A 25,665-nucleotide genomic window follows, 5' to 3' on the forward strand; every position below is an offset into this window, starting at 1 on the left:
GTTTCAATTGTTTCATTGCAATTTAAGTTGCAATGCAGCATAATTTTCTCATGATACCTGTTTAACTGGCTTGGGAAATGGCAATGACAATTACGAAGCGTTTGATATTGACCCTGTCGCTGGCTTTGGCGGCGCTGATTTTTGTCGGCGTCGCCGGCCTGACGCAACTGTCCAAGGCGCAGCAGCGGCTGGACATGGTGCAGACCCGCTTGATTCCCAGTATCGCCAGCCTGAATCTGGCCAAGGGCTACATGGCCGACACGCGTCTGGCCGGTTACCGGCTGTCGGTGTTCTCCAACCTGGCCGACAAGACCGCGCTGGATAAAGCCTACAACGACGCCCACGCCAAGTTTGATGAAGTGATGGCGACCTACGAAAAAGAGCGCATCTTCGACGACACCGATCGCAAGATGCTGGACGCCGACAAGGCGGCAATGGCGGCTTACCGCCAGGCGCTGGTGCCTTTCCTGAACGGTGCGCATGCGGGCGACATGGATGCGGTGCGCGCCACGCTGCAAGCCGGCACGCCGCTGGCCACGTCGGCCGGCGCGCTGAAAAAAGCGTTCGATGACCATATCGCCTACAACAACAAGCTGAGTGACGATGTGCGCGCCGAGAGCGTCACGGCGTACGGCTTCGCCTTCCGCCTGCTGGTGACCGTGATCGTGCTGGCGGTGATTGTGACCGGCGCGCTGGCGTGGCAGCTGTACGGAATCATCCGCAGCAGCCTGGCCTCGATCCGCGGCACGCTGGAAGATGTGAGCCAGTCGCTGGACCTGACCAAACAAATCCGCGTCGAACGGATGGACGAAATTGGCCATACGGCGGTGGCGTTCAACAAGCTGCTGGAGCAGATTGCGGGCGTGATCGACACGGTGCGCGCATCGACCAGCGCAGTGGGCGCGGCTTCGCAGCAGATCGCCTCGGGCACCGGCGACCTGTCGCAGCGCACCTCGTCGCAGGCGGCGGCGCTGGAAGAGACGGCGGCCAGCATGGAACAGTTGACGTCGACCGTCGGCCAGAATGCGGACAACGCGCGTCAGGCCAATCAGCTGGCGCGGTCGGCGTCGGAAGTGGCGACGCAGGGCGGCGCGGTGGTCGAGCAGGTGGTGGTGACCATGGGCTCCATTAACGAATCGTCGCGCAAGATCGTGGACATTATTTCGGTGATTGATGGTATCGCTTTCCAGACCAATATCCTGGCGCTGAATGCGGCGGTAGAAGCGGCGCGCGCCGGAGAGCAGGGACGTGGCTTTGCGGTGGTCGCCACCGAAGTGCGCAATCTGGCGCAACGCTCGGCGGCTGCGGCCAAGGAGATCAAGGCCCTGATTGATGATTCGGTCGACAAGGTCGGCTCGGGCACCAAGCTGGTGGAGCAGGCCGGATCGACGATGCACGAAGTGGTGGCCAGCATCAAGCAGGTGACCGACATCGTCGGCGAAATCAGCGCCGCCACGCAGGAGCAGAACGACGGCATCTCGCAAGTGCACCGCGCGGTGACGGAGATGGACCAGACCACGCAGCAGAACGCGGCGCTGGTCGAGCAGACCGCGGCTGCGGCGGCCACGCTGCGCGATCAGGCCGACAAGCTGGAAGAGGTGGTGAGTGTGTTCCGCATCAACAGCTCGTACGCGCCACCGGCCAGGCGAACTGTCGCCACGGTGACGTCGCTGCCGAAAGCACCGCGCGCCAAGCCAGCGCCCAAGCCGGCACCGCAAAAACTGAAAGCTGCCGCCGCGTCGAGCAACGAGTGGGAAGAATTTTAAGCAGACGCTTTTCAGAGTGAATGCGTGACGACAGGGCCAGATTTTCTTGGCCCTAGTGATGAGCCGCCTAACGTCTATCGCCTCATGCATTCAGGCAGCCAGTCCCATGGCTTGTGCTGGTAAGCCATTCTTGCGGGCAGCGTCACGGTGATGCGGGTACCATTCCCGGCAATGCTGCGAAGCGATAACTGCGCGCCAATCTTCGCCGCCCGTTCATACATGCCACGCAGTCCCCAGCGACCAGCTCGCCCTTGCGCTGCTATAACGGCGTTGGGGATGCCGGGGCCGACATCGGTGATTGACAGGCTGAAATGCCGGCGGCCATAGCGTAGCTCGATGTCGATCGCCCGGTACGCGTGGCGATAGCTGTTGATCAGCGCTTCGCGTCCGATCGCGCTCAGCTCTTCCTCCACGATCAAATGCAGCTCCCGTGCCAAGCCGATGACTTGAATCCGGGGCGGCTCTTTTAATTGTTCATCTGCGAACTGGTCTGCGGTCCCGCTCAACACTGCTTCCAACGTCGTGGCATGTAAGCCTTGGATGCGCAGGTTCTGCACGCGATCACGCCCTTCTTCCAGCGATGAGATGGCTTGACTGACGATGGCCTGGATCTCGTCGCGCAGCGCCTTCTTTTCCTTTGGTAGACCGAGCGCGACGGCCTGCACCTTGAGGATCAGGCCTTGCACCGATTGCAGCAGGGTGTCATGCAGCTCACGGGCGATGCGATGCCGCTCGTCCAGGCGCTCTTCCAGACGGCTTTGCGCCTGGGCGGCGGCCTGTCGCACGCGATACCGATACCACCACCACAGTGAAAATGCCGCCAATCCCACCACCAGCACGCGGAACCACCGTGTTTGCAAAATGGTTTCTGTCGTATCGGACTTCTGCGCTGCGCCATATTCCTTCCAGTTTCCGTCTTCATTCGCCGCCAGCACCTGGAAGCGGTAACTACCGGGCGGCAATTCAACACTGATTTCTACGGAGGCGGTGCGGTCTTGCGGTGCGACGATCAGCGTCCCCGTCTCCGCGCTGCTGGAGGCAACATTCATCCCCATCATTAAGGCGAAAAGCAGACTTCGGCCTTTCTGGCGGGCGGAAAATGGCTGGGACTGGAACATGCGTGTAGGGGAAGTAGACGCGCCTTGCGGAAACGAAGTAAGCGTATTGAGGGATTATACGAAGCCTTGGGCGGCAGAAGAGGCCAAACAAGCGCTGAAAAAGGACATCTACGGCGGCCGCATCAATTTCGGCGACCTCTTTTATAATAGTCGCTGCCCGAGGGATCCTCACGGAGTTAATCATGGTAGCAAAAGTCGCACTCGTCATTTTTCCACAATTTAATGTGCTCGATTTATCAGTCGCCACGGTGCTGGGGATCGCCAACCACTACGCCCCCGATACATACGCGCTGGACATCGTCTCGATGTCGGGCGGCATCGTCCACAGCATGAGCGGCGTTGGTGTCGACACCAAGAAATTTGACGCGCAGCGCTATGACACCATCATCGTCGGCAGCATGCCGGGCGTGCCCACGCCGGCGGCCGATCTGGTGGCGCGCTTACGGGTGGCGTTGACGGAGTCCCGGCGCGTGGCGAGCATCTGCACGGGCGCATTCATATTGGGAGCGGCCGGCGCCTTCGATGGACGCGAAGTGACGACGCACTGGGGCTATACCAATGAGCTGATCAATAAACTGCCTGGCGCGAAGGTGGTACCGGAGCGGATGTTTGTGCGCGATGGCCATGTCTGGAGTTCCGCAGGCATGACGGCGGGAACGGATCTGATACTGAGCATGGTGGAAGCGGATGTCGGCAGCCATGTGGCCAAGATGATTTGCAAGACCATGGTGCTGAGTCACCGGCGTCAGGGTGGGCAGAGCCAGTTTTCCGTATTGGATGACATTGATCCTAAACACGAGCGTATCCGCCAGGCGTTGGCTTTTATCCGCGACAATTTAAGCGAGTCATTGACTGTCGAGTTGCTGGCGGATCAGGTGAACTGGAGTCCGCGTCACTTCAGTCGCGCGTTCAAGGCGGAAACGGGTCTGTCTCCTGCCAAGGTGATCGAGAAGCTGCGCGTGACCGCGGCAAAAAATCTGATTGAGAGTGGCCATTCGTCGGCGTCGCGCATCGCGGTGCAGACCGGATTCGGTGATGAGGCCAGAATGCGGCGCGCGTTCCTGCGGGAACTCAGTGATGTCCCGCAGAAAATCCTGAAGGGCGCGCGGGCGCGCAAGGCTTCCTTGGCGTTGTGAAATGCCGCGCGGTCCGGCAACGCTATATTCCGCAGCGCGCTACAATCAAGATCCGGTACGCCGTGGTGCGCGCCAATTTGGAGGATTGCGATGAATTTCAAGCGTCTTGGAAAGTCCGGCCTGCGTGTGCCGGAACTGAGTTTTGGCACCGCGACGTTCGGCGGTGGGAATGACTTCTTCAAAGCCTGGGGCAGTACCGATGCCGGCGGCGCCTCGCGCCTGATCGACGTCTGCCTAGAACACGGCGTCTCCCTGTTCGACACCGCCGATGTCTACTCGGACGGCCTGGCCGAACAAATCCTCGGCGAGGCGATCAAGGGCAAGCGCAATCGCCTGCTGATCTCCACCAAGGTCACGTTCCCCACCGGCGATGGCGCCAATGATTACGGCTCCTCGCGCCAGCACATCATCGACGCCGTCGATCAATCGCTGAAGCGCCTGCAAGTCGATCACATCGACCTGTTGCAGCTACACGGCCAGGACTACAACACGCCGGTGGAAGAGACGCTGTCCACGCTGGACCAGCTGATCCGCGACGGCAAAGTGCGCTACACCGGCGCCTCCAACTTCTCCGGCTGGCATTTGATGAAATCCCTGGCGACCTCGGACCGCTACGGTTATCCGCGCCATGTGGCGCATCAGATCTACTATTCGCTGCTGAACCGCGATTACGAATGGGAGCTGGCGCCATTGGCGGAAGACCAGGGCGTGGGTGCGGTGGTCTGGAGTCCGCTGGGCTGGGGCAAGTTGACCGGCAAGATCCGTCGCGGCCAGCCGGCCAAGCCGGGCACGCGCGCGCACGACATCGCCGGCACCGGTCCGCACTTTGAAGAAGAACGCCTGTTCCGCATCATCGACGCGCTGGATGTGGTGGCCGAACAGACCGGAAAATCCATTCCGCAGATCGCGCTGAACTGGCTGCTGGGGAAGAAGACCGTGGCCAACGTCATCATCGGCGCGCGCGATGAGAAGCAGCTGATCGAGAACATCGGCGCCACCGGCTGGTCGCTGACGCCGGAGCAGAATGCGCTGCTGGAGCAGGCCAGCGATGTGCCGCCGGCGTATCCGGTATGGCTCCAGCGCGGCTTTGCCATCCTCAATGAGCGCGGCGCCTAGAAGTTCTTGATCAGCGTCGCCCGCACGGAGCGTGATTCGATGGGGTGGAAGTGGATGTCGGACACCGGCGCCGCTTCGCCCTTCAGCTGCGACGCATAATAGTAGTCGATGGCCGAATCGCGGCGATTGGTGAGGTTGAACGCCTCCAGCTCAAGCCGCAGGTCCTTGCGCATCTTCCAGCCCAGGCGGCCGTTCAGCATCATGCTGGCATTGGAGCGCACGCTGTTATCCTCGATCAGCGGACGCGGACCGAAGTAGCGCAGCTTCAGCGATGCCGAATACGGTCCGCCATCGTCCACGGTGACGGCCAGCTGCCCGGTGCCTTCAATCGCGCCGGCGATGTAGCTGCCTTCTTCCACATAACCGCGCGAACGCGCGCGTGCATACGCCAGGTCCAGATCCACCGACAGCCATTTCAGCGGCTTGTAGTAGTTGGAGAACTCAATGCCGTAACGCCGGCTTGGCGGACCGGCTTCGGTGGTGCCGGCGTCGCCGGCGTAAGTCAGCTCGGAATCGAAGTCCAGCCGGTACACAGACAGCGAGGTTTGCAAGCCAGGCAGCCACGAGGTGCGCGCGCCAACCTCCATGCCGCGCGAGCGCACCAGCGGCTGCACCTTGTCCGCCGCCAGGCCGGTCTTGGGATCGATGGTGATGGTGGCGCCGCGCGCGTCGTTGCTATGGAAGCCGCTGCCGAAGTTGGCGTACACCTCGGCGGTCTGCCACGGGCCGTAGATCAGGCTCAGACTCGGGCTGACCAGATGGTCATTGGCCTTGCCGGAGTTGGCGGCCAGGTCGCTCTGTACGTCGAAGCGATAGCTGTCCAGCCGCGCGCCGGCCACGGTGCGGAAGGCCGCGTTCCAGCGCGTGTTGTTCTCGACGAACAGGGCGGCGCTGGATTCGACGATGTGATCCTGCCGCGTCACCGACAGCGTGCGGCGCGCCTGCGTGTTGTACAAGCCGTTGAAGATGTTATCGTTCTGGAGCTGCACGCCGACAGTGGTTTCGGTGTTGCCGGTGTCGGTGTGCTGGTGCCAGCTGTGCGATGCATTGACGCCGCTGGTCACGCGCTTGTCGGGCTGGGCGAATTGGTCGCCATGCACCGGATCGTCCATGAAGTAGGTGAAGTTGGACCACAGGTCCAGCCGGTTGGCGATGATATAGGCGTTGACCCTGGACGCGCTGTCGTCGGTGGTGCGGCGCCAGGCGCCGGACAGGCTGTAACGGTGGGCCTTGCCGCCGTCGGTATTGTCGATGGCATCGTTGCGGCCGATCTGGCCGTCCTGCACGGCGCGCAGAGGAATCTGGTCGGTGGAATTCCAGTCGGCCTTGTAGGCCATCAGCGCGACATTGAAGCCGTTGTTGGCATAGCCCTCGCTGTAACGCAGCACGGCGTTCAGCTTCTGGTAGTCGTCCGGCCGGGTGAACGGACCGTCGTTGTGCATCGCTTCGATGGCGTACAGCAGGCTGCCGCGCTGCGTGTCCACCGAATCGGCGACCAGTGCGCGGCCGTAGCCGTTCTGGCCGGCCGACACGCTGGCCACACCCTGCAGCAGGCGGTTGGCGTACACCACCGACGCCGTGCCGGCCGAGGCGAAGTCGCCTTCCTCGGCGGAGTACGGTCCTTTCTTGTAATCGAGGCGCACCGCCAGTTCGGGAATCAGGAAGTTAAGGTCGGTCCAGCCCTGGCCATGCGCGTGGCTGCGCTGGTTGACCGGCATGCCGTCGACGGTGGTGCGCAAGTCGGTGCCGTGATCGAGATTGAAACCGCGCAGGTAAAACTGATTGGCCTTGCCTTCGCCGCTATGCTGGCTGACCACCAGTCCGGGCACCGCTTCCAGCACTTCGCCGGGACGGTAGACGGTGCGTGCCGCCAGCTCGTCCTGCGTGATGGTGCCGGCGCTGGCCGCATCGGCCACGCCCAGCTGGCTGGTGCGCGAGCCATCGACCAAGACCCGTTGCAGGATCTGGTCGTCGGCCTGGGCGGAACCCAGGACCAACAGCAAAGCATATTTAAGGGGCGATTTGATCGATGCTGTCTTGATCGAAGAAGAGTGTTTTGACGGTGCCATCGGTTTCCACATTAACGGTGTTTCTTTGCGACGGCAGGAAGTCTATCAGCAAAGCGTTGTGGATGCGGCTACCTTTTGTCAGTTTTTCGCCTTTGATTTCCTGGAAAATCATGATGCTGTCGGCATCGACCTTGGCGCCGACCCATTGCAGCGTCAGGCTTTTGCCATCCTTGTCGGTGACGGTGAATTGTTTTTCCACGTAGCGGCGCAGTGGCGCTTCGCTGTCCGGTCGCCCCAGATCGAACTGGCGGCCGTAGAGATTCGTCAGCAGCGCGGCGAGATCGTGCCCGGTGTAGGTGTGCACGATCTCGGTGCTGCCGGTGCGCGGGTTGTAGCTGATGTCCGCTATGCCCATGTGGAAGTTATGGGCAGATGCGGCCATGCTGGCTGCCGCCAGCATGGTTGCTACCACCGCGCGCAGGCGGCGTGCGATCACTTCTTCTCGTCCTTCTTCAGCGGCGTATTAAAGTCGCGCATCAGGTTATTGCGGTCACGCTCGGTCTTGAACAGCTCCAGGCGCGATTGCGAGACTTTACGTGGCCACGCATTGTTGGACGTATCGATGTCGGCGGTTTCCCAGTATGGGTCCTGGGTCAGGCCCACCATCGGTTCGTCGGTCACAATCAGCTTGGTGATTTTCTTCGGCGAGTAGCGCCATACTTCGGCCGGAATGCGCTCGATGTACTTCTTGCCGCCCTTCAGTTCAATCTCCAGGATCAGCGGCATCACCATGCCGCCCAGGTTGGAGAAGTCCACCAGGTAAAGGTGCTTGCCCTGATCCAGCAGCTTCTTCTCCCAAGGCTCCAGCTTCTCGATCGCCTCGGCGTAGCTGTTGCGGTCCTTGTTGGTGACGGTGAATTCGTCGTGGTCGTTGTAGAAGTCCTTCAGTTCCGGATGGTCCGCCAGGCGCTTCGGCAGGGCCTTGTTGCGCTGTTCCGAAACGGAGATAGGCTGCGCGTCCTTCTGCGCTTTTTTCCAGGCCTTTTCGGTTTCCGGATTTTTCGTGCCGACGCCGTACTCGGTGATGCCGTCGATGCTGATGTCCACCGGATCGGTGGTGTAGAACCAGCCGTGCCAGAACCAGTCGAGGTCCGTGCCCGATGCGTCTTCCATGGTGCGGAAGAAGTCAGCTGGTGTAGGGCGCTTGAACTTCCAGCGCTGCGCGTATTCGCGGAAGGCATAGTCGAACAGTTCGCGGCCCAGGATGGTCTCGCGCAGAATGTTCAGGCCAGTGGCCGGTTTGGCGTAGGCGTTGTTGCCAAGCGCAGCGATCGACTCCGAGTTGGTCATGATCGGCACCTGGTTGCGGCTCTTCATGTAGTCGACGATGTTGCGCGGCTCGCCGCGGCGCGACGGGTAGTTGTCTTCCCATTCCTGCTCGGCCAGGTATTGCACGAAGGTGTTCAGGCCTTCATCCATCCAGGTCCATTGACGCTCGTCCGAGTTGACGATCATCGGGAAGTAGTTGTGGCCCACCTCGTGGATGATCACGCCGATCAGGCCATACTTGGTCTGCTGCGACCAGGTCAGCTGGCCGGTCTTTTTGTCCTTGCTCGGGCGCGGGCCGTTGAAGGAGATCATCGGGTATTCCATGCCGCCCACCGGGCCGTTGACCGAAATCGCGGTCGGATACGGGAAGTCGAAGCTGTATTTGTTGTACTTGTCGATGGTGTGGATGATCGCCTGGGTGCTGTACTTGCCCCACAGCGGATTGCCTTCCTTCGGATAGTAGGACATCGCCATTACATCGGTGGTGTCCTTCTTGTAGCCTTGCGCATCCCAGATGAATTTGCGGCTGGAGGCCCAGGCGAAATCGCGCACGTTGCTGGCCTTGAAATGCCAGGTCTTGCTGGCGGTGCTGTGCGACTTCTCGGCGGCGGTGGCTTCTTCCTGCGTCACGATGACCACCGGTGCGGTCGCGGTGCGCGCCTTGGCCAGGCGGTCACGCTGAACTGCGGTCAGCACATCGTTAGGATTTTGCAGTTCGCCGGTGGAGGCCACTACGTGGTCGGCAGGAACGGTCAGCTGTACGTCGTAGTCGCCGAATTCCAGCGTGAATTCGCCGGTGCCCAGGAACTGCTTGTGCTGCCAGCCGTAGACGTCGTAGTAGGCCGCCATGCGCGGGAACCACTGGGCGATCTCGAACAGGTCGTTCTTGTCTTCGTCAAAGTGCTCGTAGCCGGAACGGCCGCCCAGCACTTGCTGTTCGTTGATGTTGTAGGACCAGTCGATGTTGAACACGAACTGCTCGCCGGACTTCAAAGGCTTTGGCAGGTCGATGCGCATCATGGTGCGGTTGATGACGTACTTCAGCGGCTGTCCGCCGGCAGCCACGGTCTTGATCTTGAAGCCGCCGTCGAATTCACGGCCGGCCAGGATGCCGCGCATGCCTTCGAACTTGTAGCCGTCTTCCGGATTGGCCGGCTTGGCCCATGCTTCGCGCGATGGCTGCGTCAGCATCATGCGGGCGTCGGAATCCTTCTTGTAGATGTTCTGGTCCAGCTGCACCCACAGGTAGCTCAGCGTGTCCGGCGAGTTGTTGTGATAGGTGATCTGTTCGCTGCCGGTGAGGGCGCGCTTGGCTTCGTCCAGCGAGGCGCTGATGGTGTAATCAGCGCGCTGCTGCCAGTAGGCGTGGCCTGGTGCGCCGGATGCGGTGCGGTAGGCGTTTGGAGTCGGCAGGATTTCTTCGAGTTGACGGAATTTGTCGTCGAAAGGTTCCGCCGCGTAGGCGGAAACTGTCAGGCACAGGGCCAGGAAGCCAAGTTTCTTCTGCATTGGGTATGTTTCCTCAAGATAAGAGGATAAATTGTATAGCAGGTTTGCAATCGATTACCTGCTGATACAATAAAATACAAACCGCTGTTACCGTTTTGCCTGCGACTCTTGAAATTGATAGTGCGCGTCGTCGCCGGCTGTGATAGTTTTGGAGACGACATCCAGTTGCATTAAGCGGGCGCCCACGCCGGCACTGGCCTGCGGCCATTCCGGCAGGCCTGCGCCGTTGGGATTTCCGGTCTTGATGAAGTTGGCGAAGTAGGTCTGCATCTGCGCAGACAGCGCATAGTCTTCCGCGCTCCATGCATAGACTTTATTACCTGCCAGGTTGCCCAGTGCGTATTCGATTTCCACCGAGTGGCCGGCGCCTTCCTGGCCCGGACGCGGATGCGTGTAGTAATAGCGGTAGGTTGGCTTGCCGCTGGTGCGCGCGTGGCTGTCGATCCATTTCCAGGTGCCGTAGGCGATGAAGCGGTCGCTGGCCAGTTCCGTCGCCGCCTGTTTGACGTCGCCGCTGTAGGCTTGCTGCGCGGCGGCGGCCTGGTCGCCGTATAGTTTTTGCAACGCGGCGGCGAAGTTTTCGCTGGTCGGCTCGGCCTCGCCGAGGATTTGCTTGTAGTGGCCTTCGTAGGAATTCCAGCCCGCCAGCAGCGGTACCTTGGCCTGTTCGCCCGCGGCGTACATGGCCACCGGCGAGCGCGGAATCACGTAGCCGTCCTGCACCGCAGAGAACCATGGGCCAGGCTTTTTGAGACTGTCCAGCAGCTGGTCGGCGGGCAGGGCGCGCAGTTGCGCCAGCGTTGGCGCGCCGATACTTTGCGCGAAGCCGGCGCCGGTTTGCTCGGCGGCGGCCAGCGGCGCCGGCGCCATCAGGCCAAGCAGCGAACCGCTTTCGCCGATCGCGCCGGCGAACAGGCCTTTGGACTGCGGATTGATCATCTGCGCGCTGACCGAGAAGGAGCCGGCCGATTCGCCGGCGATGGTGACGCGCTTAGGATCGCCGCCGAAGGCCGCGATATTCTTCTTCACCCACAGCAGCGCCGCCGCCTGGTCCATCAGGCCGTAATTCCCGGAAGCGTGGTGCGGCGACTCCTTGCTCAGCTCCGGATGCGCCAGGAAGCCGAACACATTGAGGCGGTAATTGACGGTCAGCGTGACGACGCCCTTGGCCGCCATGCTCTCGCCGTCGTAGCGCGGCTCCGAGCCATCGCCGGCCGCGAAGCCGCCGCCGTAGAAGTAGACCAGCACCGGCAGCTTTTCCTTGGCCGACTTGGCCGGCGTCCAGACATTCAGGAACAAACAGTCTTCGCTGACGCCGTCGGAGCGGAACACCATGTCGCTGAACAGTGGTAACTGCATGCAGCGCGCGCCGAAGTGATCGGCTTTGCGCGTGCCTTTCCATTTGGCCGCCGGCTGCGGCGCCTTCCATCGCAGCTTGCCCACTGGCGCCGCCGCATACGGAATGCCCTTGTACGCAGTAACGCCGGATGCTTCCGCCACGCCTTCCACAGCACCGGTGGCGGTGGAGGTTTTTGGCGCCGCATGGGCGGAGAGTGCAAACACTGTGGAAGACAGAAGCAGCAGGGTAGCTTTTTTCATGGGCGTCAGCGATGTAAGGTGATTATTTAGCCTTGCCGGCGATTTTGGCCGATGGCCTCAGGCGCGGCGCGGCGTCGGACTGGCGGCGTACCAGCGTGTGTTTGGTGACGACGTGTTCGGGCGCTTCCGGCGTGCCGTTGCGCTGGGCGCGGATCAGGCGCACCAATGACTGCACGGCTTCCTCCGCCATGGCGGTAATCGGCTGGCGCACAGTGGTCAGTTCCGGCCAGATGGTGGTGGCCAGCGCGGTATCATCGAAGCCGGCCACGGTCAGGTCGCCCGGCACGTCCAGTCCGAGCCGATGGGCGATGGCCACGACGGCGGCGGCCATATCGTCATTGCTGGCGAAGATGGCGGTCGGGCGTTGCGCGAGTCCCAGCAGCGACTCGGCCGCATCCAGGCCGGAACGGTAGGTGAACTGGCCTTGCACGATCAGTTCCGGCGCGCTTTGCACGTGCTTCTCGGCGATGGCAGCCTTGAAACCGGCCAGCCGGCGTGCGCTGGCGCTCTGGTTCGGATGGCCGATGACGAAGCCGATGCGCTGATGACCCAGCGCGATCAGGTGGCAGGTCATCGCATATGCAGCCTGGTAGTCGTCGATGCTGACGCCGCCGACGCGCGCGTCGGGCTGGCCGCAGGCGACCGTGATGGCCGGGGTGCCGGAAGTGGCAATTAGCTCGATCAGGTTATGTACGTCGCACAGCGGCGGCGGCAAGATGATGCCGTCGACGCCGTTGGCGATCAGGCGGCGCGCCTGATCGACGCCGTGTTCATCGGCCTCGCATTTTTCCACCACCAGCTGCACGTTATTCGGACTGGCCTGGTTCAACAGGCCGACCAGGAATTCGCTCAGGTAGCCGGCGGACGGATTCGAATACAGGAAGCCGACGCGGATCGGGCGCGAGCCGGCCAGGCGGCGCGCCGCCTGATTGGGGACGTAGTTGAGGGCAGCGACGGCGGCATCGACGCGGTTGCGGGTTTTCTCGCGGACGTTGGTATCGCCGTTCATCACGCGCGACACCGTCATCGGAGATACGCCTGCCAGTTCGGCCACATCGGCCATGGTCGGCGCTTGCGAGCGGCTCTGCACGGCCGGTACCGGCGCCGGTTTCACCTTGGATTTCGTCATCTGTCCTCAATAAATATAAAGCTAAGTTAAGCCCCGGACTTTACCACAAGCGGGCCTTATCCACGACCCGGCGCATAGGGGTAGCTTAGCGATTTGTAGTAATCCAGCGGGTGCGCCGGGGCTTGTACACCGGGTGGCAGCGCCAGGCCGGACACCGACTGGAAGTAGGCGATGCAGGCGTCGCGCCACAGGATGGCGTTGTTGACCTGCCGGGTCAGGCGCTGTTCTTCTTCCGTATAGCGGCGCGCGTCGATCAGTGGTTTCAGCGCCACCCAGCGCGCATGCAGCGAGCGCGCATCGGCCAGGCCCTGGTCGTAGCGCGTCAGCAGTTCTGCCCACAGCGTGCGCCCGGACGGCATGGCGTAGTCCCACGGCAGGTGGTGGAACCACAGCAGGTACTGCTCCGGCGTGGTTTTCGGATCGGCGTACTGACGGGCGATCTCCGGCGCATATTGTTCCAGCGCGTTGCTGCCCTTGGCGGTGCGGTCGAAGCCAATGCCATCGCGGCTGGCACGGTGGTAGTAGACCGGATTCCAGTCCGGACGCTCCAGGTTATCGACCCATGGCGCAGGGCCGAAATGGTGGCCGGTGCCCATGATGTGGTGCAGACCGAGTGGCGTCATGTAGTTCACCACCGTTTCGCGCGATATCATCATCATGTCGACAATCGGTGGCGCCACGCGTTTGTCCGGGCCGAAGGTGAGGGCAGCCCATTCTGCGGCGATGTCGCGCGCCTTGGCTTGCGGGTTCCAGGCCATGCGGCCGAAGGCGTACCAGTTGGCCTGGTCGAACTGCGAGCCGGCCCAGTTGCGGTCGCTGCCGATGTTGGCCACGCCGGCCATGCCGGTCAAGGTGTTGGCGACTGCGCCGGCGGCGGTTTTGGTGTCGCTTTCCAGCGTCTCTTCAAACAGCGTGCCCAGATAGGCCATGTCGGTCGAGTAGCCGAGGTACTCCTTGGTGATCTGGAATTCCATCATCAGCGGGGTTTTCGGCATGGCGCCAAACAGCGGGTGGAACGGCTCGCGCGGCTGGAAGTCGATAGCGCCGTTCTTCACCTGTACCAGCACGTTGGCGGAAAAGGCGCCATCCAGCGGCTTGAATTCTTCGTAAGCCTGGCGCGCGCGGTCGTCGGCCAGGTGCGCGCCTTTGGGTGCGTAGACAAACGCGCGCCACATGACGATGCCCTTGTGCGGCGCCACGGCGACGGCCAGCATATTGGCGCCGTCGGCGTGGGTGCGGTGATAGTCCTGTGGGCCAGGCTGGCCTTCGGAGTTGGCCTTGACCAGGAAGCCGCCAAAGTCGGGAATGGCCTTGTAGATTTCATCGGCCTTGCGCTGCCACCAGGCGCGCACTTCAGGCGACAGCGGATCGGCGGTGCTGGTCTCTTTCAATTCCAGCGGCGTGGAGAAGCGGGCAGACAGGTAGACCTTGATGCCATAAGGACGCAGCACGTCGGCGACGGCGGCTGCTTTGGCGATAAACGGCGCGGTCAGCACTTCCGGCTTGGAGTTGACGTTGTTGAGCACCGTGCCGTTGATGCCCAGCGAGGCGTTGGCGCGGGCGTAGTCGGTGTAGCGCTGGTCCTTGATGTCGGGCAGTGCCCACCAGTCCCAGATCGATTGGCCGGCGTAGCCGCGTTCCACGGTGCGGTCCAGATTATCCCAGTGATTCAGCAGGCGCAGTGACAGCTTGGGGGCGGACGACGCTTCCAGCCTGGCGCCGGTGCCGGCATCGCGCAGCCAGGCGTAGGCGCCGTAGAGCAGACCGATGTCGCTATTGGCGGCGATCAGCGTGACGTTGTGGCCTTGCACGCGGGTGTGGCGCAGCAGGTAGCCTTCGTTGCCCAAGGTGGCCAGTTCGGCGCGCAGGGGCGATGCGGCGGCGGCCAGTTCCGGCAGGCGCGCCGGCGTGGCAAGCAACAGGGCCCCATCGGCGATGCGCGTTGCTGGCGCTGGTGCTTTAGCGAGCATGCCGGCCAGGCCGCGTTGCAGTTCTGCGACGGCTGCCTGCGTGGTCGGCGACGAAGCACCTGGCAAGACGATGCTGCGGGCTTGCGACTGCACGTTGGCCTGCGCGGTTCGGTCCAGTGGGCGGTAGCGCAGCCACAGGTCGTAGCCGTCTTCGTCGGCAGCTGCTGCCGTCGCGCAGAGCGTCAGCAGCAACGCTGCCAGCGCGGCCGAAAAGTTAATTCGCATCTTGTCTCCGTTTTTATGATAGCGTAACCATTTAATTATGCCACGATGTTAGCAAACAATTCCAACGAGGAGTGAGACAAAAATGACGATATCCCGACGCGGTATTCTGGCGATGATGGCGGCTGGTGGTTTGCTGCCTTTGCATGCGGCTGAAATGCCGGAGCCCCTGAAAGTGCTGGGCAAACGCAAAGGCCTCAATGTTGGCAACGCGCTGAGCAAGCATCATTTGCACAATCCGGCCTACACGGCCCTGATGGCGCGCGAATGCAACATGCTGGTGGCGGAGAACGAGGGCAAGTGGCAGGCTTTGGAGCCGCGTCAGGGAGCGTATGAATTTGGCCCTGCGGACGAGTTGTATGCGTGGGCGCGCTCACAGGGCATGCTGGTGCGCGGCCATAACCTGATCTGGCAGGATGCGAAGTGGCTGCCGAAGTGGGTGAATGCCTATGACTTCGGCACCCAGCCGGCGCAGGCTGCGGAAGCGCTGCTGCGCAAGCATATCGTGGCGGTGTGCGATCATTTCGGTGATGCGATCCATAGCTATGATGTGGTCAATGAGGCGGTGGATCCGAAGACCGGCGGCTTGCGGGTCAATGTTTTCACGGAGCGTCTGGGCGCGGTGGAGCAGATGGACCTGGCGTTCCGCGTAGCGCACGAACGGGCGCCGAAGGCGCAGCTGGTTTATAACGATTACATGCGGCCGGATACGGGCAGCACCAAGCACCGGGCAGGGGTGTTGAAGCTGCTGCATGACTTGAAATCGCGCGGCGCGCCGGTGCATGCGCTGGGTTTGCAGAGCCATATCGGCTCGTGGGATGAAATGGGGACGGGCGACCAGCAGCGCGAATGGCGCCGCTTCCTGGATGAGGTGACGGGCATGGGGCTGGATTTGCTGGTGACCGAGTTTGACGTCAACGACCGCAAGCTGCCGGCCGATGTGGCGAAGCGTGACGCCGGCGTGGCGGCGCTGGCCAAGGACTATCTGGATGTGACCTTTAGCTATCGGCAATGCAAGGACTTCCTGATGTGGGGCATGGCGGATAACTTCAACTGGCTGCAAAGCTGGGACGAGGCGCCGCGCACCGACGGGCTGAAGATGCGGCCGACGCCTTTTGACGATCAGTTTCGCGCCAAGCCGCTGCGGGATGCGATTGCGGCCGCCATCAACGCGATGCCGCAGCGTTAAGGCCGGCACGCATCTGATGTAGACTGCAGAATGTTTAAAGCTTTCGTGGCCCGGCACTGGCCACGACCCATTTTGCAGCATGTTCGCGAGGAGCGTCTCATGTCAAACATTCTGGTGTTCAGGCGAGTTGGCTATGTTTTAGTCGCGTGGATAGGCCTCAGTCTTGGCACGCCCGCATTGGCGCAGGCCACGTCCCGTCAATGTGAGGAGGGTGGCGGCAAGGACGATGTGCCGGGGCCTGCCTGTCTTCTTTCCCACCAGAGCCTGGGCAAGCTTGGTGTCGACGCTGTGTACTGGAACCTGGATAAGTATCCCAGCGTGGAAGCGGCCCAACGCGACCTGGCTGGTAGCGGCTCGGTGGTCCGGGCGTTTGGCGGCATCTGGCTGTTCACCGTCGGGCCGTCCGCGTCGCATCCGAGCAATGGGGAGCACGTTGCGCAGGTTGGGCCTATTCCGGTCGATAAAGATACGCAGTACGACGCGGAGTTCCTGAAATCCACCTTCAGCCCCGGCATGACGGCACCGCTGCACGTGCATTCGGGGCCGGAAGCGTTTTACGCAGTCAGCGGCGACTCCTGCCTCGAAACGCCGGATGGCGTGCAGGTGGGACGGGGGCCAGGCAACACCATGGTGGTGCGCGCCGGTCCGCCCATGCTGTTGATGGCGCCGGGACCCGAGCCACGCAAAGGCTTCGCGCTGATCCTGCACGACCCCTCCCTTGCGCCGACCACGCTGGTCCATCACTGGACGCCAAAGGGATTGTGCAAAGCGGAGGTGCGCTGATGCAGCTCGCAGGCACGTGTAAGGCCTACTGGCGCGGGCTCTCCGGCGGGCCGAGGTAGCTCGGGCGCAGGCCGCCGGCATTGACCACCAGCTTTTGTAGCACCAGTCCTGCATCCACCACCCAGAACTTGAGCGTGTGCTTGCCCGGCTTGTCGATCTGGTGCTGCGAGGTCAGTACCGTTGCACCGTCAGAGACGGTACGCTCCCAGGCTTTTTCGCTGCTGTCCGCGTGGATGCTGATGATCTGTGGCGCTTCGTCGTCGATCGACACCGCGTAGCGCAGGCCGGCGCCGGGCTTGAACTTTTGCGTCGGCGCCAGCGTCGCCTGCACCTCCACTTTGCCGACACTGAACAGCTGCATCTCGTATTCGAGCCGCATACGCGGTTTTTCGTCGGCTGGCGCATCGACCGGCAGCGCTGTCATGCCGGACAGCGTGCGGCCATGATCCGGAATCCGCTGCCACGCGCGCTGGTCCGCCGCCACCGCCTGCGTATAGTGTTCCGCGTCCATCGACACTACGCCGCCCACTTCGATAAACCCTTTCAACGCCGCCGCGCCAGCCGGCTTGCGCAGCGGGACCGCAACCGTCGTCCTGACGCCAGCGCCCGAGATGGTCAGCGTAGCGCTGCGCACCCCATCCGGCACCTCCGCCCAACGCACATCCACCATTACGCGCTGCTGGCGCGCCACCTTGCCCGCCGGCTTATCCAGCGTAATCCACGGCTCGCTGGCGGACACCTTATAGTCAAACGCCTGCTGCCCGCGATTGAAAATATCGACAAACCGCGCCTTTTTCTCAAACACGTCCAGCGCGGGCAGGGCCAGCATCTCGCCGCCCGGTCCAGGCCAGACCTGCGCATTGCCTTCCACTGCAACGCCCATATCGGCTTCCTTCGGTACCTGCATCTCGGTCACCGGCGGCATCACATTGCGCGGCGGCTGGTTCCAGTACGTGTAGCCGAGGTGCGTCTGCGACATCATGTGGTTCCACTTGCCGCCGCTGATATCCTCGTGATACCGCCGCACCAGTTCCGCATCCTGCGCAAACAAGGCACGCGCCCGCGTTGCCAGGTCATTGGTCGCTGCGCGGCCCTGCAATCCGTACAACTGATTCAGGCCGGCCGTCACATACAGCTCGTTCACCACCGCGCTGGCCTTCACCGGATACAGCACCAGCTGATAGAACGCATCGCGCTGGTTGGCCGGGAGGGCGGCGGAAATCTTCTCCGCCCGCGCCGCAATGGCGTTGTAGTCCTCGACGATGCTTGCCGCCTCGTTATAGTTCACCAGGCTGTAGGTATTCGGCTCCAGCTGCTCCGGCTTGCGGCGGCCGTTGTACCTTGTGTACTTGGCCACGATGTCGGCGATATCATCCGCGTACTGCGGTCCGAATTCGCGCGTCGCCCACAGCTTCAGGTAGTCCGGCAGACGTTCGGCAGGCCATGCCGCCGGATTCCAGGCATAGGTCAGGAAGAACTCAATCGGCACCTCCATCGGTTTGAGGTCGCCCACATTGACGATCCACAGTTTGTTCGCCTGGTACTGCCATGCCAGATGCATCTGTTCCCATACCTTCGGCAGCGGCGTGACGTTGAGCCACTTGTAGGAACGCGGACCGCCAACGTAGTCGAAGTGGTAGTAAATGCCGGCGCCGCCTGCGCGCTTGCGTTCTTCGGCGGTCGGCAGGCGGCGGATATTGCCCCAGTTGTCGTCGCACCACAGGAGCGTGACATCGTCCGGCACTCGCATGCCTTTCTCGTAATACTCCTGCACTTCCTTGTACAGGGCCCATACCTGCGGCACCTTGGTCACGTCCGGATTGATCTCCCTGGCGATAATGCTGCGCTGGTCGCTGACGATGCGCTCCAGCAGCGAAACGTTGGCGCCTTCCGACATCGGCTCGTCGCCGTCGCCGCGCATGCCCAGCGTGATCAGCTTCTCCTGGCCTTGCGACGTGCGCAGTCCCTGCGTCCAGAAATCGCGCAGCGCATCGGCGCTGCGGTTGTAGTCCCACGGCCTGCCGCCGCCGTAACGTCGCCATTCATCATGCGCGCGCATCATCGGCTCATGGTGCGAGGTGCCGATGACGACACCGTAGTCGTCGGCCACCTTGCCGTTCAACTTGTCGTCATCGTAGAAGGCCTTGCCCCACATGGCGGGCCACAGGTAATTGCCGCGCATGCGCAGGATCAGCTCATACACCTTCTCATAAAACTGGTGATTGAAGCCGCCGTAGCGCTGCTTGACCCAATCGGTCAGCGCCGGCGCTTCGTCATTCAGGAAGATGCCGCGATACTGCACCGCCGGCGCATCGCTGACCGCAGCGGGCGCCGAGGCATACAGGCTTGCGTGCCTGGCCGCTGGCACATCGGCCCACCAGTTCCATGGCGAGACGCCGATCTGCTCCGACATCTCATAGATGCCGTAGATGGTGCCGCGCTTGTCGCTGCCTGCAATCACCAGCGCGCGCTCCACGCCCGGTAGCGGCTTGCTGACGGTCTGCACCTGCCAGCCTTCCCACTTGCCCTTGATGGCTGAAACATCCAGCTTGCCGGCGGTGACCAGCTGGTCGATCAAGGCGCTCTTGCCGATGGTGCCGATGATGATGACGTCCGTACCAGCCGGCTTGCCATCCTTGACTAGCGCCGGCTTGGCAGCGCTCACGCGGGCGATATCGGCCTGCAGGTCGCCAGCCGCGCGCAGCACGCCGACATGGTCGGATGAATCGACATACAGCCGCGCGGCCTCGCCGTTGCGGGCCAGCGCCACCGCGCCGGCGGGTGGTTGATCGAACCAGGCCAGTTTTTTCTGGCCCAGCGCCTGCGCGGGCAGGGTGTGGCAAAGCAGGGCCAGTAACATGGCCCCGGCGGCAAGAACGGGTTGTCTCATATCGTTTTATTTTTCCAGCGGTGTGTAATCGAACCAGGCAAAATCTGCTGCCGGCATGGTTTGCTTCCCTGCGCCTTCGGCATACATGCCTATAAAGACGCCGGTAAATCCGCCCGCCGATTCTGATGACAGCGGTGCGGTGGGAACAGTGCCGATCAATTTGAATGGCCCGTCGCCGCTGCCAAAACTGAACGCATATTGCTTGGCCGACGACTCCACTTGCAGCTGCACCGGCCCTGGCGGCAGCGGCGCCGCTGCCTTGAGCGTGGTGACGCCGCCTGCGCGCGCTACCAGTTCCACGCGGCGTTCCGGCGTGCCGGTGACGCGCAATTCGTAGTAGTTCTTCTCATTCTGGCGGAGCACCAGGCCTGCCGCCTGGGCGGCGTCGGTCGGCTGGAATTCGAGCTGCGTGGCGGCGCGCATTCGCATGTGTTCCTGGCGCCGCGCGACAAACGCCGGCTGGGCGATGTCGTTCATGGTGACGCTGCTGCCTTTCAGGCGCAGGAATCCGGGACGCTCGGTCAATGACCACAGGCCGTCGCCGGGGCCGCGCAGCAGCGTCCATTGCAGGCCAAGCCGGGAGGCGCTGAAATCGTCCCGCACGGCTTCGGCGGGCCATGGCGAGGAGGGCGGCAGGCCATCGGCCGCCATCTCGGTCGTCAGCGGCTGGCCCTTGTTGACGACCAGCCAGCCCTGGTCGTTCCACGCGACTGGCGCCAGCAGCGTTTCGCGGCCAAGGTGATGGCGTTTATCGACCGGACGTATACCCAGCAGCGGCATCCACCATTTTCCTTCCGGCGTTTGTACCAGATCGCCGTGCCCAGTGGCCTGCAGCGTCAGCTCCGGGTGGCCCCGATGCGTGAGGATGGGATTCGATGGATTGGCCGTGAAAGGCCCGAATGGCGACGACGACCGCGCCATCGTCAGGCTGTGGTTATAAGAGGTGCCGCCCTCTGAGATCATCAGGTAATACAGGCCGTTGTATTTATACAGGTGCGGACCTTCCGGCCATACGCCGCCGGTCCCGGACCAGATCAGGCGCGGCTGCTCCAGCAGCTTGCCGGCCTTGAGGTCGATTTCCGCCTGATAGACGCCGCCATGCTCACCGCCCCCGTGGCGGGTGTAATAGACCTTGCCGTCATCGTCGAAGAACAGCGACGGATCCATGGCAAAGCTTGGGTCGTTCAGCCACACCGGTTCCGACCATTCACCGGCGGGGTCCTTGGTGTGCACATAGAATGCGCCGCCGCCCTCCATATTGGTGGTGACCATGTAGAACACGCCGTCGTGGCAGCGCAGCGTTGGCGCGTAGATGCCCTGCGAGCTGCGGGTATGCGCCAGGTTCAGTTGACTGGCGCGCGTGAGCGCGTGGCCGATCTGGCGCCAGTGGACCAGATCCTTGCTGTGGTAAATCGGCACGCCGGGGAAGTATTCAAAGCTGCTGGTGGCGAGGTAGTAGTCGCCGCCCACGCGGCAGATGCTTGGGTCGGCGTGGAAGCCGCTCAGGACCGGATTGGTGTAGGTGGCAGGTTGAGGCGCCTGCGCGGAGGCCGCCGCCGGCGCAGCCGCCGCCGCGAATGACACCATCGCCATCAGCGCCGCGCGCACGGCCATCATTTGGCGGCTCCGCATTGGCGGCGCAACGCGGCCAGTGGCACGGTCTCCGCCAGCGCGCGATATCCGGCCAGCGATGGATGCAGGTGGTCGCCGCCGTCGTACACAGGCTTGATGCGCGACGGCTGCGCCGGGTCGCGCAGCGTGGCGTCGAAATCGGCGATGGCGTCAAACACGCCGGCAGTGCGTATCCATTGGTTCAGTTCCTGGCGGTCCGCTTCGTTTTCCGGCTCCGGGTGATAGTAGTCGCTGCCGACGTAAGGCGTCACGGTACCGCCGATCAGGCAGATGCCATGCGCATGCGCGCGTTCGGCCAGCTGGCGGTATCCTGCCTTCAGGTCGGCCAGCAGTTGCTGGCGGTCGGCCGGGGTGTCCGGGCCATTTCGGTGCTGGATGCCAAAGTCGTTCACGCCGATCATCACCAGCGCATGCGTGACGCCGGCGCGCGACAGCACGTCGCGGTCGAAGCGCGAGACCAGATTCGGGCCCAGGCCATCCTTCAGCAAGCGCCCGCCGCCGATGCCGGCGTTGATCACGCCCAGCGTATCTTTATTGTCGCGCAGGCGCGCGGCCAGCACATCGGTCCAGCGTGTGTTGGTATCGGATGGCACGCCGTAGCCGTCGGTGATCGAGTCGCCGATCGCCACCAGCGCGCCGACGTTGCGTGGCGCCTGCACTTCGACGTCGCTGATGGCGTACCAGCGCGTGACCTTGCCGGCATCGGCCCACGCAGCGTCCATCACGCGGTTGCCTTTGGCGAGGAAAGTCGTGGCGCGCGCGCCACTGTGGGAGGTCTGGCGGGCCGGTTCGCCTTTGAAATAGAGCGAAATCGCCAGGTCGGCTGCGGGCTTGAGTTCCATGGCGACGGCGTCGCTGTAGTATTCCCCGCCGGCCGGAATAGTGACGCTGGCGCGGCCGCCGAATGTCAGTGCGCGCAGGGTAGGGGGCTGGACGCCGGCCTCGCCGGCGGTCTGCGCCAGCGCTACGCTGGCCGCGTCCAGCGTTAATGGTGCAGTGCCATATACATTGCTGACGCGGACCCGAAACTGCTTGCCTCCCAGAGTAAGATGGACGACCTGCCGCAAGCTGGCGTCACGCCAATGTTCGGCCGCGAGTTCGTTATTCGCATCGGGGATTTGTTGCGCTGCACCCCAAGTCGCCACCCAGTGTGAAGGCGTTGGCGCAGGCGCGTGTGCAGACGATCCTGCGGCTGCCGTTTGCATCAGGCCAGCCATAATGATGGCGCTGAAATAACGGGGTAAAGCGTGTTGACTTGATCGCATAATTCCTTCACACTCATAAAATGTTAGCGCTATTCATTTTAGGGTAATAAGATGGTAGGTGCAACAAAAATGCCGGAATCGGCCAGCCTGGTGGCAGCACGAAACCAGCCATATGAGACAAGGATATTCTGTGAAAAATACGCTGAACCACGCGCCCGTTGCGGCGCATCTTCCCGCCGATTTGTCGGACGCCCTGCTGGTAGGCCGCGTGTGGCGCAATGACGTCAATGGCCCCAGCGTGGTGGTGGTGCGCCAGGGCGAGGTATTCGACATCACCGCGCAGGCGGCCACCGTCTCCGATCTTCTGGACCACGACGATGCCGCCGCTTTCGCGCGCGCTGCGCAGGGCGAGTCGCTGGGCCGCGTGGAGGCGCTGATCGAAGCCGCGTTGAATGGCGCCGACGCGCCGGTGCGGCTGCTGGCGCCATGCGACGTGCAGGCTATCAAAGCCTGCGGCGTCACCTTCGCCGTCAGCCTGCTGGAACGCGTGATTGAAGAACAGGCAGGGGGCAATCCAGCGCGCGCCGACGAGTTGCGTTCGTCCCTGCTGAAAGATATCGGCGCCGACCTGTCGGCCATCAAGCCAGGTTCGCCGGAAGCGGAAAAGCTGAAGCAGGAATTCATCGCGCGCGGCGCCTGGTCGCAATATATGGAAGTGGGCATCGGCCCGTACGCGGAAGTGTTCTCGAAATCGCAGCCCATGTCGGCGGTCGGTTTCGGCGCCGACGTCGGCCTGCATCCGGAATCGAAATGGAACAACCCGGAGCCGGAGATTGTGCTGGCCGTGAACAGCCGCGCGCAAACCGTCGGCGCCACGCTGGGCAACGACGTCAACCTGCGCGACATCGAAGGCCGCAGCGCGCTGTTGCTGGGCAAGGCCAAGGACAACAACGCCTCGTGCGGCATCGGCCCGTTCATCCGCCTGTTCGACGGAAGCTTCACCATCGACACCGTGCGCAATGCGGAACTGCGCCTGCTGATCGAAGGCGCCGAAGATGAATTTCGACTGGACGGCGAGAGCCGCATGCGCGAAATCAGCCGCGATCCGCTCGACCTGGTGTCGCAGACCAGCGGCGCCCATCACCAGTACCCGGACGGCTTTATGCTCTTCCTCGGCACCATGTTCTCGCCGATCAAAGACCGTGGCGCGCCGGGCGCGGGCTTCACCCACAAGCTGGGTGACCGCGTCAGCATCAGCAGCCCGTCGCTGGGCATGCTGGTCAATCACGTACAACTCAGCACCACCGCAGCGCCGTGGACCTTCGGCGTGCGTGCCCTGTATCGCAATCTGGCCCAGCGCGGCCTGCTCAACTAAAACAAAACAATATCTCAGGAGGAGAAACAAGATGGGGCAAACTTTGGTCTACGCGACCTACCCGGACCTGGCAGGCAAGCGGGTTCTGATCACTGGCGGTGGCACGGGCATTGGCGCCGGCATCGTGGATGCCTTCGTCAAGCAAGGCGCGCAGGTATTCTTCATCGATATCGTCGTCGATGCATCGAAAGCGCTGGCGGACAGCCTGAAAGACGCCAATTTTGCGCCGCAGTTCATCCACTGCGACCTGACCGACCTGGAAGCGCTGTCCAATGTGATCGCGCAGATCGAAAAAGACCATGGCGCGATTGAAATCCTGATCAACAATGCGGCCAACGACAACCGTCATAAGGTGCAGGACGTCACCCCTAAATACTGGGACGACAGCCTGGCCGTCAACCTGCGCCATCAGTTCTTCTGCGCGCAAGCCGTAGCGCCGGGCATGAAGGCGGCCGGCGGCGGCGTGATCCTGAACTTCGGCTCCATCTCGTGGCATCTGGCGCTGTCGGACCTGACGCTTTACATGACCGCCAAGGCGGCCATCGAAGGCCTGACGCGTGGCCTGGCGCGCGACCTGGGTAAAGACGGTATCCGCGTCAATACCATCATTCCTGGCTCGGTGCTGACCGAGCGCCAGAAGGCGCTGTGGCACTCGCCGGAAGCCGGCCAGGCGATCCTGGATGCACAGGTGCTGCCGCAAAGCGTGGAGCCGGAAGACATCGCCGCCATGGCGCTGTTCCTGTCCTCGAACAATGCACGACGCTGCTCCGGCCGCGATTACTTCGTCGACGCCGGATGGTATGGAGCATGAATCTCTACCAGCCTGAGTGCATCTGGCCTCTGGGCGCGACGCTGGCCGAAGGCCCGGTATGGCACGCGGAAGACAAGGCGCTGTACTTCGTCGACATCAAGCAGCGCGCGATTCATCGCTGCGCCGAAGACGGCGGCCGTCGCCAGAGCTGGACGGTGCCGGATGAAGTGGGCTTTGCGTTGCCGATGCACGGCGGCGATTTCGTCTGCGGCCTGCCGGGCCGCATCGAGCGCTTCTCGTTCGAGACCGGCGAACTGACGCCGCTGCATCCGCTGGAGGAACACCTGCCGGGCAATCGCCTCAACGACGGCTATGTCGATCGCCACGGCGCGCTGTGGTTCGGCTCCATGGACAATGCCGAGGAAGCGTCCAGCGGCGCGCTGTATCGCCACGCTGCCGGCGAAGCCGTGCAGCACAAGGACGGCGGCTACGTCATCACCAACGGTCCATGCGTCAGCCCGGACGGCCGTACCTTCTACCACACGGACACGCTGGAAAAAACCATCTACGCGTTTGACCTGGACGAGCAGGGCAACCTGTCCAACAAGCGCGTGTTCGTGCGCATCGAAGGCAGCGGCTACCCGGACGGCACGGCGGTGGACGCCGACGGCGCGCTGTGGGTTGGCCTGTTTGGCGGTGCGCGCATCGAGCGTTATGCGGCATCCGGCCAACTGCTGGACACCATCAACATGCCGTGTTCGAATATCACCAAGGTCACCTTCGGCGGCGAAGATTTGCGCACCGTATTCGTGACCACCGCCCGCAAGGGCCTGTCGGCTGAAGAACTGAGCCGGGAGCCACTGGCGGGAGGCATCTTCAGCTTCCGCGTGGCCTCGCCGGGACAACTGCAACACTTGTACATTCCAGAATAGGCACT

Annotated in this window: 18 protein-coding genes; 8 read left to right on the top strand and 10 right to left on the bottom strand. The window is 62.7% G+C overall.

Features of this window, described 5'->3' with window-relative positions; translation table 11 throughout:
• Positions 1–83 precede the first annotated feature (83 nt).
• On the top strand, positions 84–1,766 hold the full coding sequence (locus tag GTP55_RS11410) for a methyl-accepting chemotaxis protein (RefSeq protein ID WP_161045053.1): 1,683 nt from the start codon (positions 84–86) through the stop codon (positions 1,764–1,766).
• Between the two features lie 74 nt (positions 1,767–1,840).
• Here the strand turns inward: GTP55_RS11410 and GTP55_RS11415 are convergent, their stop codons facing one another.
• Positions 1,841–2,884 carry an ATP-binding protein gene (locus tag GTP55_RS11415; protein WP_161045054.1) on the bottom strand — a complete coding sequence of 348 codons (1,044 nt, stop codon included), beginning with the start codon at positions 2,882–2,884 and terminating at the stop codon, positions 1,841–1,843.
• A 182-nt stretch (positions 2,885–3,066) separates the two neighbouring features.
• Between GTP55_RS11415 and GTP55_RS11420 the strand changes: the two genes are divergently transcribed.
• On the top strand, positions 3,067–4,020 hold the full coding sequence (locus GTP55_RS11420) for a GlxA family transcriptional regulator (RefSeq protein ID WP_161045055.1): 954 nt from the start codon (positions 3,067–3,069) through the stop codon (positions 4,018–4,020).
• Positions 4,021–4,110: 90 nt separating this feature from the next.
• Positions 4,111–5,136, top strand: coding sequence for an aldo/keto reductase (locus GTP55_RS11425; protein WP_161045056.1), 1,026 nt, complete (start codon positions 4,111–4,113; stop codon positions 5,134–5,136).
• Here GTP55_RS11425 and GTP55_RS11430 read toward each other — a convergent pair.
• The 6 genes from GTP55_RS11430 to GTP55_RS11455 all read right to left on the bottom strand — a co-directional run bounded on the left by GTP55_RS11430 (position 5,133) and on the right by GTP55_RS11455 (position 14,906).
• On the bottom strand, positions 5,133–7,205 hold the full coding sequence (locus GTP55_RS11430; RefSeq protein WP_161045057.1) for a TonB-dependent receptor: 2,073 nt from the start codon (positions 7,203–7,205) through the stop codon (positions 5,133–5,135). The two genes, GTP55_RS11425 and GTP55_RS11430, sit on opposite strands and share 4 nt — an antisense overlap.
• Complete coding sequence (locus GTP55_RS11435) at positions 7,147–7,641, bottom strand: DUF6702 family protein (protein WP_161045058.1); 495 nt, start codon at positions 7,639–7,641, stop codon at positions 7,147–7,149. The genes GTP55_RS11430 and GTP55_RS11435 overlap by 59 nt, the downstream gene beginning before the upstream one ends.
• Complete coding sequence (locus GTP55_RS11440) at positions 7,638–9,983, bottom strand: M1 family metallopeptidase (protein WP_161045059.1); 2,346 nt, start codon at positions 9,981–9,983, stop codon at positions 7,638–7,640. The genes GTP55_RS11435 and GTP55_RS11440 overlap by 4 nt, the downstream gene beginning before the upstream one ends.
• An 87-nt stretch (positions 9,984–10,070) precedes the next feature.
• Positions 10,071–11,582: a carboxylesterase/lipase family protein gene (locus GTP55_RS11445; RefSeq protein ID WP_161045060.1), complete on the bottom strand. Its 1,512-nt coding sequence runs from the start codon at positions 11,580–11,582 to the stop codon at positions 10,071–10,073.
• A 22-nt stretch (positions 11,583–11,604) separates the two neighbouring features.
• On the bottom strand, positions 11,605–12,711 hold the full coding sequence (locus tag GTP55_RS11450) for a LacI family DNA-binding transcriptional regulator (RefSeq protein WP_161045061.1): 1,107 nt from the start codon (positions 12,709–12,711) through the stop codon (positions 11,605–11,607).
• Between the two features lie 56 nt (positions 12,712–12,767).
• The gene (locus tag GTP55_RS11455; protein ID WP_161045062.1) at positions 12,768–14,906 is read right to left on the bottom strand and encodes an alpha-glucuronidase family glycosyl hydrolase; all 2,139 of its coding nucleotides are present in this window, start codon (positions 14,904–14,906) and stop codon (positions 12,768–12,770) included.
• Positions 14,907–14,988: 82 nt separating this feature from the next.
• On the opposite strand from GTP55_RS11455, the gene GTP55_RS11460 reads away from it, so the two are divergent.
• Positions 14,989–16,092: an endo-1,4-beta-xylanase gene (locus GTP55_RS11460; protein ID WP_161045063.1), complete on the top strand. Its 1,104-nt coding sequence runs from the start codon at positions 14,989–14,991 to the stop codon at positions 16,090–16,092.
• Between the two features lie 99 nt (positions 16,093–16,191).
• Positions 16,192–16,875, top strand: coding sequence for a hypothetical protein (locus tag GTP55_RS11465; protein ID WP_161045064.1), 684 nt, complete (start codon positions 16,192–16,194; stop codon positions 16,873–16,875).
• A 25-nt stretch (positions 16,876–16,900) separates the two neighbouring features.
• Here GTP55_RS11465 and GTP55_RS11470 read toward each other — a convergent pair whose 3' ends face one another.
• Genes GTP55_RS11470 through GTP55_RS30200 form a run of 3 tightly spaced genes read right to left on the bottom strand, consistent with a single transcriptional unit; the run spans position 16,901 to position 22,542 of the window.
• Positions 16,901–19,735, bottom strand: coding sequence for a glycosyl hydrolase 115 family protein (locus GTP55_RS11470; protein WP_229257881.1), 2,835 nt, complete (start codon positions 19,733–19,735; stop codon positions 16,901–16,903).
• A 36-nt stretch (positions 19,736–19,771) separates the two neighbouring features.
• Entirely contained in the window at positions 19,772–21,382 is a 1,611-nt protein-coding gene (locus tag GTP55_RS11475; protein WP_202423661.1) for a glycoside hydrolase family 43 protein, read from the bottom strand.
• Positions 21,379–22,542: an SGNH/GDSL hydrolase family protein gene (locus GTP55_RS30200; RefSeq protein ID WP_371868326.1), complete on the bottom strand. Its 1,164-nt coding sequence runs from the start codon at positions 22,540–22,542 to the stop codon at positions 21,379–21,381. The genes GTP55_RS11475 and GTP55_RS30200 overlap by 4 nt, the downstream gene beginning before the upstream one ends.
• 262 nt (positions 22,543–22,804) lie before the next feature.
• On the opposite strand from GTP55_RS30200, the gene GTP55_RS11485 reads away from it, so the two are divergent.
• Genes GTP55_RS11485 through GTP55_RS11495 form a run of 3 tightly spaced genes read left to right on the top strand, consistent with a single transcriptional unit; the run spans position 22,805 to position 25,660 of the window.
• Positions 22,805–23,977 (top strand): fumarylacetoacetate hydrolase family protein, encoded by a 1,173-nt coding sequence (locus GTP55_RS11485; RefSeq protein WP_161045267.1) that lies wholly within the window; start codon positions 22,805–22,807, stop codon positions 23,975–23,977.
• A 31-nt stretch (positions 23,978–24,008) separates the two neighbouring features.
• On the top strand, positions 24,009–24,788 hold the full coding sequence (xylB, locus tag GTP55_RS11490; RefSeq protein WP_161045066.1) for a D-xylose 1-dehydrogenase: 780 nt from the start codon (positions 24,009–24,011) through the stop codon (positions 24,786–24,788).
• Positions 24,785–25,660: an SMP-30/gluconolactonase/LRE family protein gene (locus GTP55_RS11495; protein ID WP_161045067.1), complete on the top strand. Its 876-nt coding sequence runs from the start codon at positions 24,785–24,787 to the stop codon at positions 25,658–25,660. Before xylB ends, GTP55_RS11495 begins: the two co-directional genes overlap by 4 nt.
• Positions 25,661–25,665 lie beyond the last annotated feature (5 nt).

Source organism: Duganella margarita, assembly GCF_009857535.1.
GTDB lineage: Bacteria > Pseudomonadota > Gammaproteobacteria > Burkholderiales > Burkholderiaceae_D > Rugamonas > Rugamonas margarita.

Excerpts from the sequence above, each read along its gene's own strand:
- GTP55_RS11470 (WP_229257881.1), bottom strand. The coding sequence starts at position 19,735 with ATGTTACTGGCCCTGCTTTGCCACACCCTGCCCGCGCAGGCGCTGGGC.
- GTP55_RS11410 (WP_161045053.1), top strand. The coding sequence starts at position 84 with ATGACAATTACGAAGCGTTTGATATTGACCCTGTCGCTGGCTTTGGCG.
- GTP55_RS11445 (WP_161045060.1), bottom strand. The coding sequence starts at position 11,582 with ATGAAAAAAGCTACCCTGCTGCTTCTGTCTTCCACAGTGTTTGCACTC.
- GTP55_RS11415 (WP_161045054.1), bottom strand. The coding sequence starts at position 2,884 with ATGTTCCAGTCCCAGCCATTTTCCGCCCGCCAGAAAGGCCGAAGTCTG.
- GTP55_RS11450 (WP_161045061.1), bottom strand. The coding sequence starts at position 12,711 with ATGACGAAATCCAAGGTGAAACCGGCGCCGGTACCGGCCGTGCAGAGC.
- GTP55_RS11460 (WP_161045063.1), top strand. The coding sequence starts at position 14,989 with ATGACGATATCCCGACGCGGTATTCTGGCGATGATGGCGGCTGGTGGT.
- GTP55_RS11430 (WP_161045057.1), bottom strand. The coding sequence starts at position 7,205 with ATGGCACCGTCAAAACACTCTTCTTCGATCAAGACAGCATCGATCAAA.
- GTP55_RS11420 (WP_161045055.1), top strand. The coding sequence starts at position 3,067 with ATGGTAGCAAAAGTCGCACTCGTCATTTTTCCACAATTTAATGTGCTC.
- GTP55_RS11440 (WP_161045059.1), bottom strand. The coding sequence starts at position 9,983 with ATGCAGAAGAAACTTGGCTTCCTGGCCCTGTGCCTGACAGTTTCCGCC.
- GTP55_RS11425 (WP_161045056.1), top strand. The coding sequence starts at position 4,111 with ATGAATTTCAAGCGTCTTGGAAAGTCCGGCCTGCGTGTGCCGGAACTG.
- GTP55_RS11465 (WP_161045064.1), top strand. The coding sequence starts at position 16,192 with ATGTCAAACATTCTGGTGTTCAGGCGAGTTGGCTATGTTTTAGTCGCG.
- xylB (WP_161045066.1), top strand. The coding sequence starts at position 24,009 with ATGGGGCAAACTTTGGTCTACGCGACCTACCCGGACCTGGCAGGCAAG.
- GTP55_RS11475 (WP_202423661.1), bottom strand. The coding sequence starts at position 21,382 with ATGATGGCCGTGCGCGCGGCGCTGATGGCGATGGTGTCATTCGCGGCG.
- GTP55_RS11495 (WP_161045067.1), top strand. The coding sequence starts at position 24,785 with ATGAATCTCTACCAGCCTGAGTGCATCTGGCCTCTGGGCGCGACGCTG.
- GTP55_RS11455 (WP_161045062.1), bottom strand. The coding sequence starts at position 14,906 with ATGCGAATTAACTTTTCGGCCGCGCTGGCAGCGTTGCTGCTGACGCTC.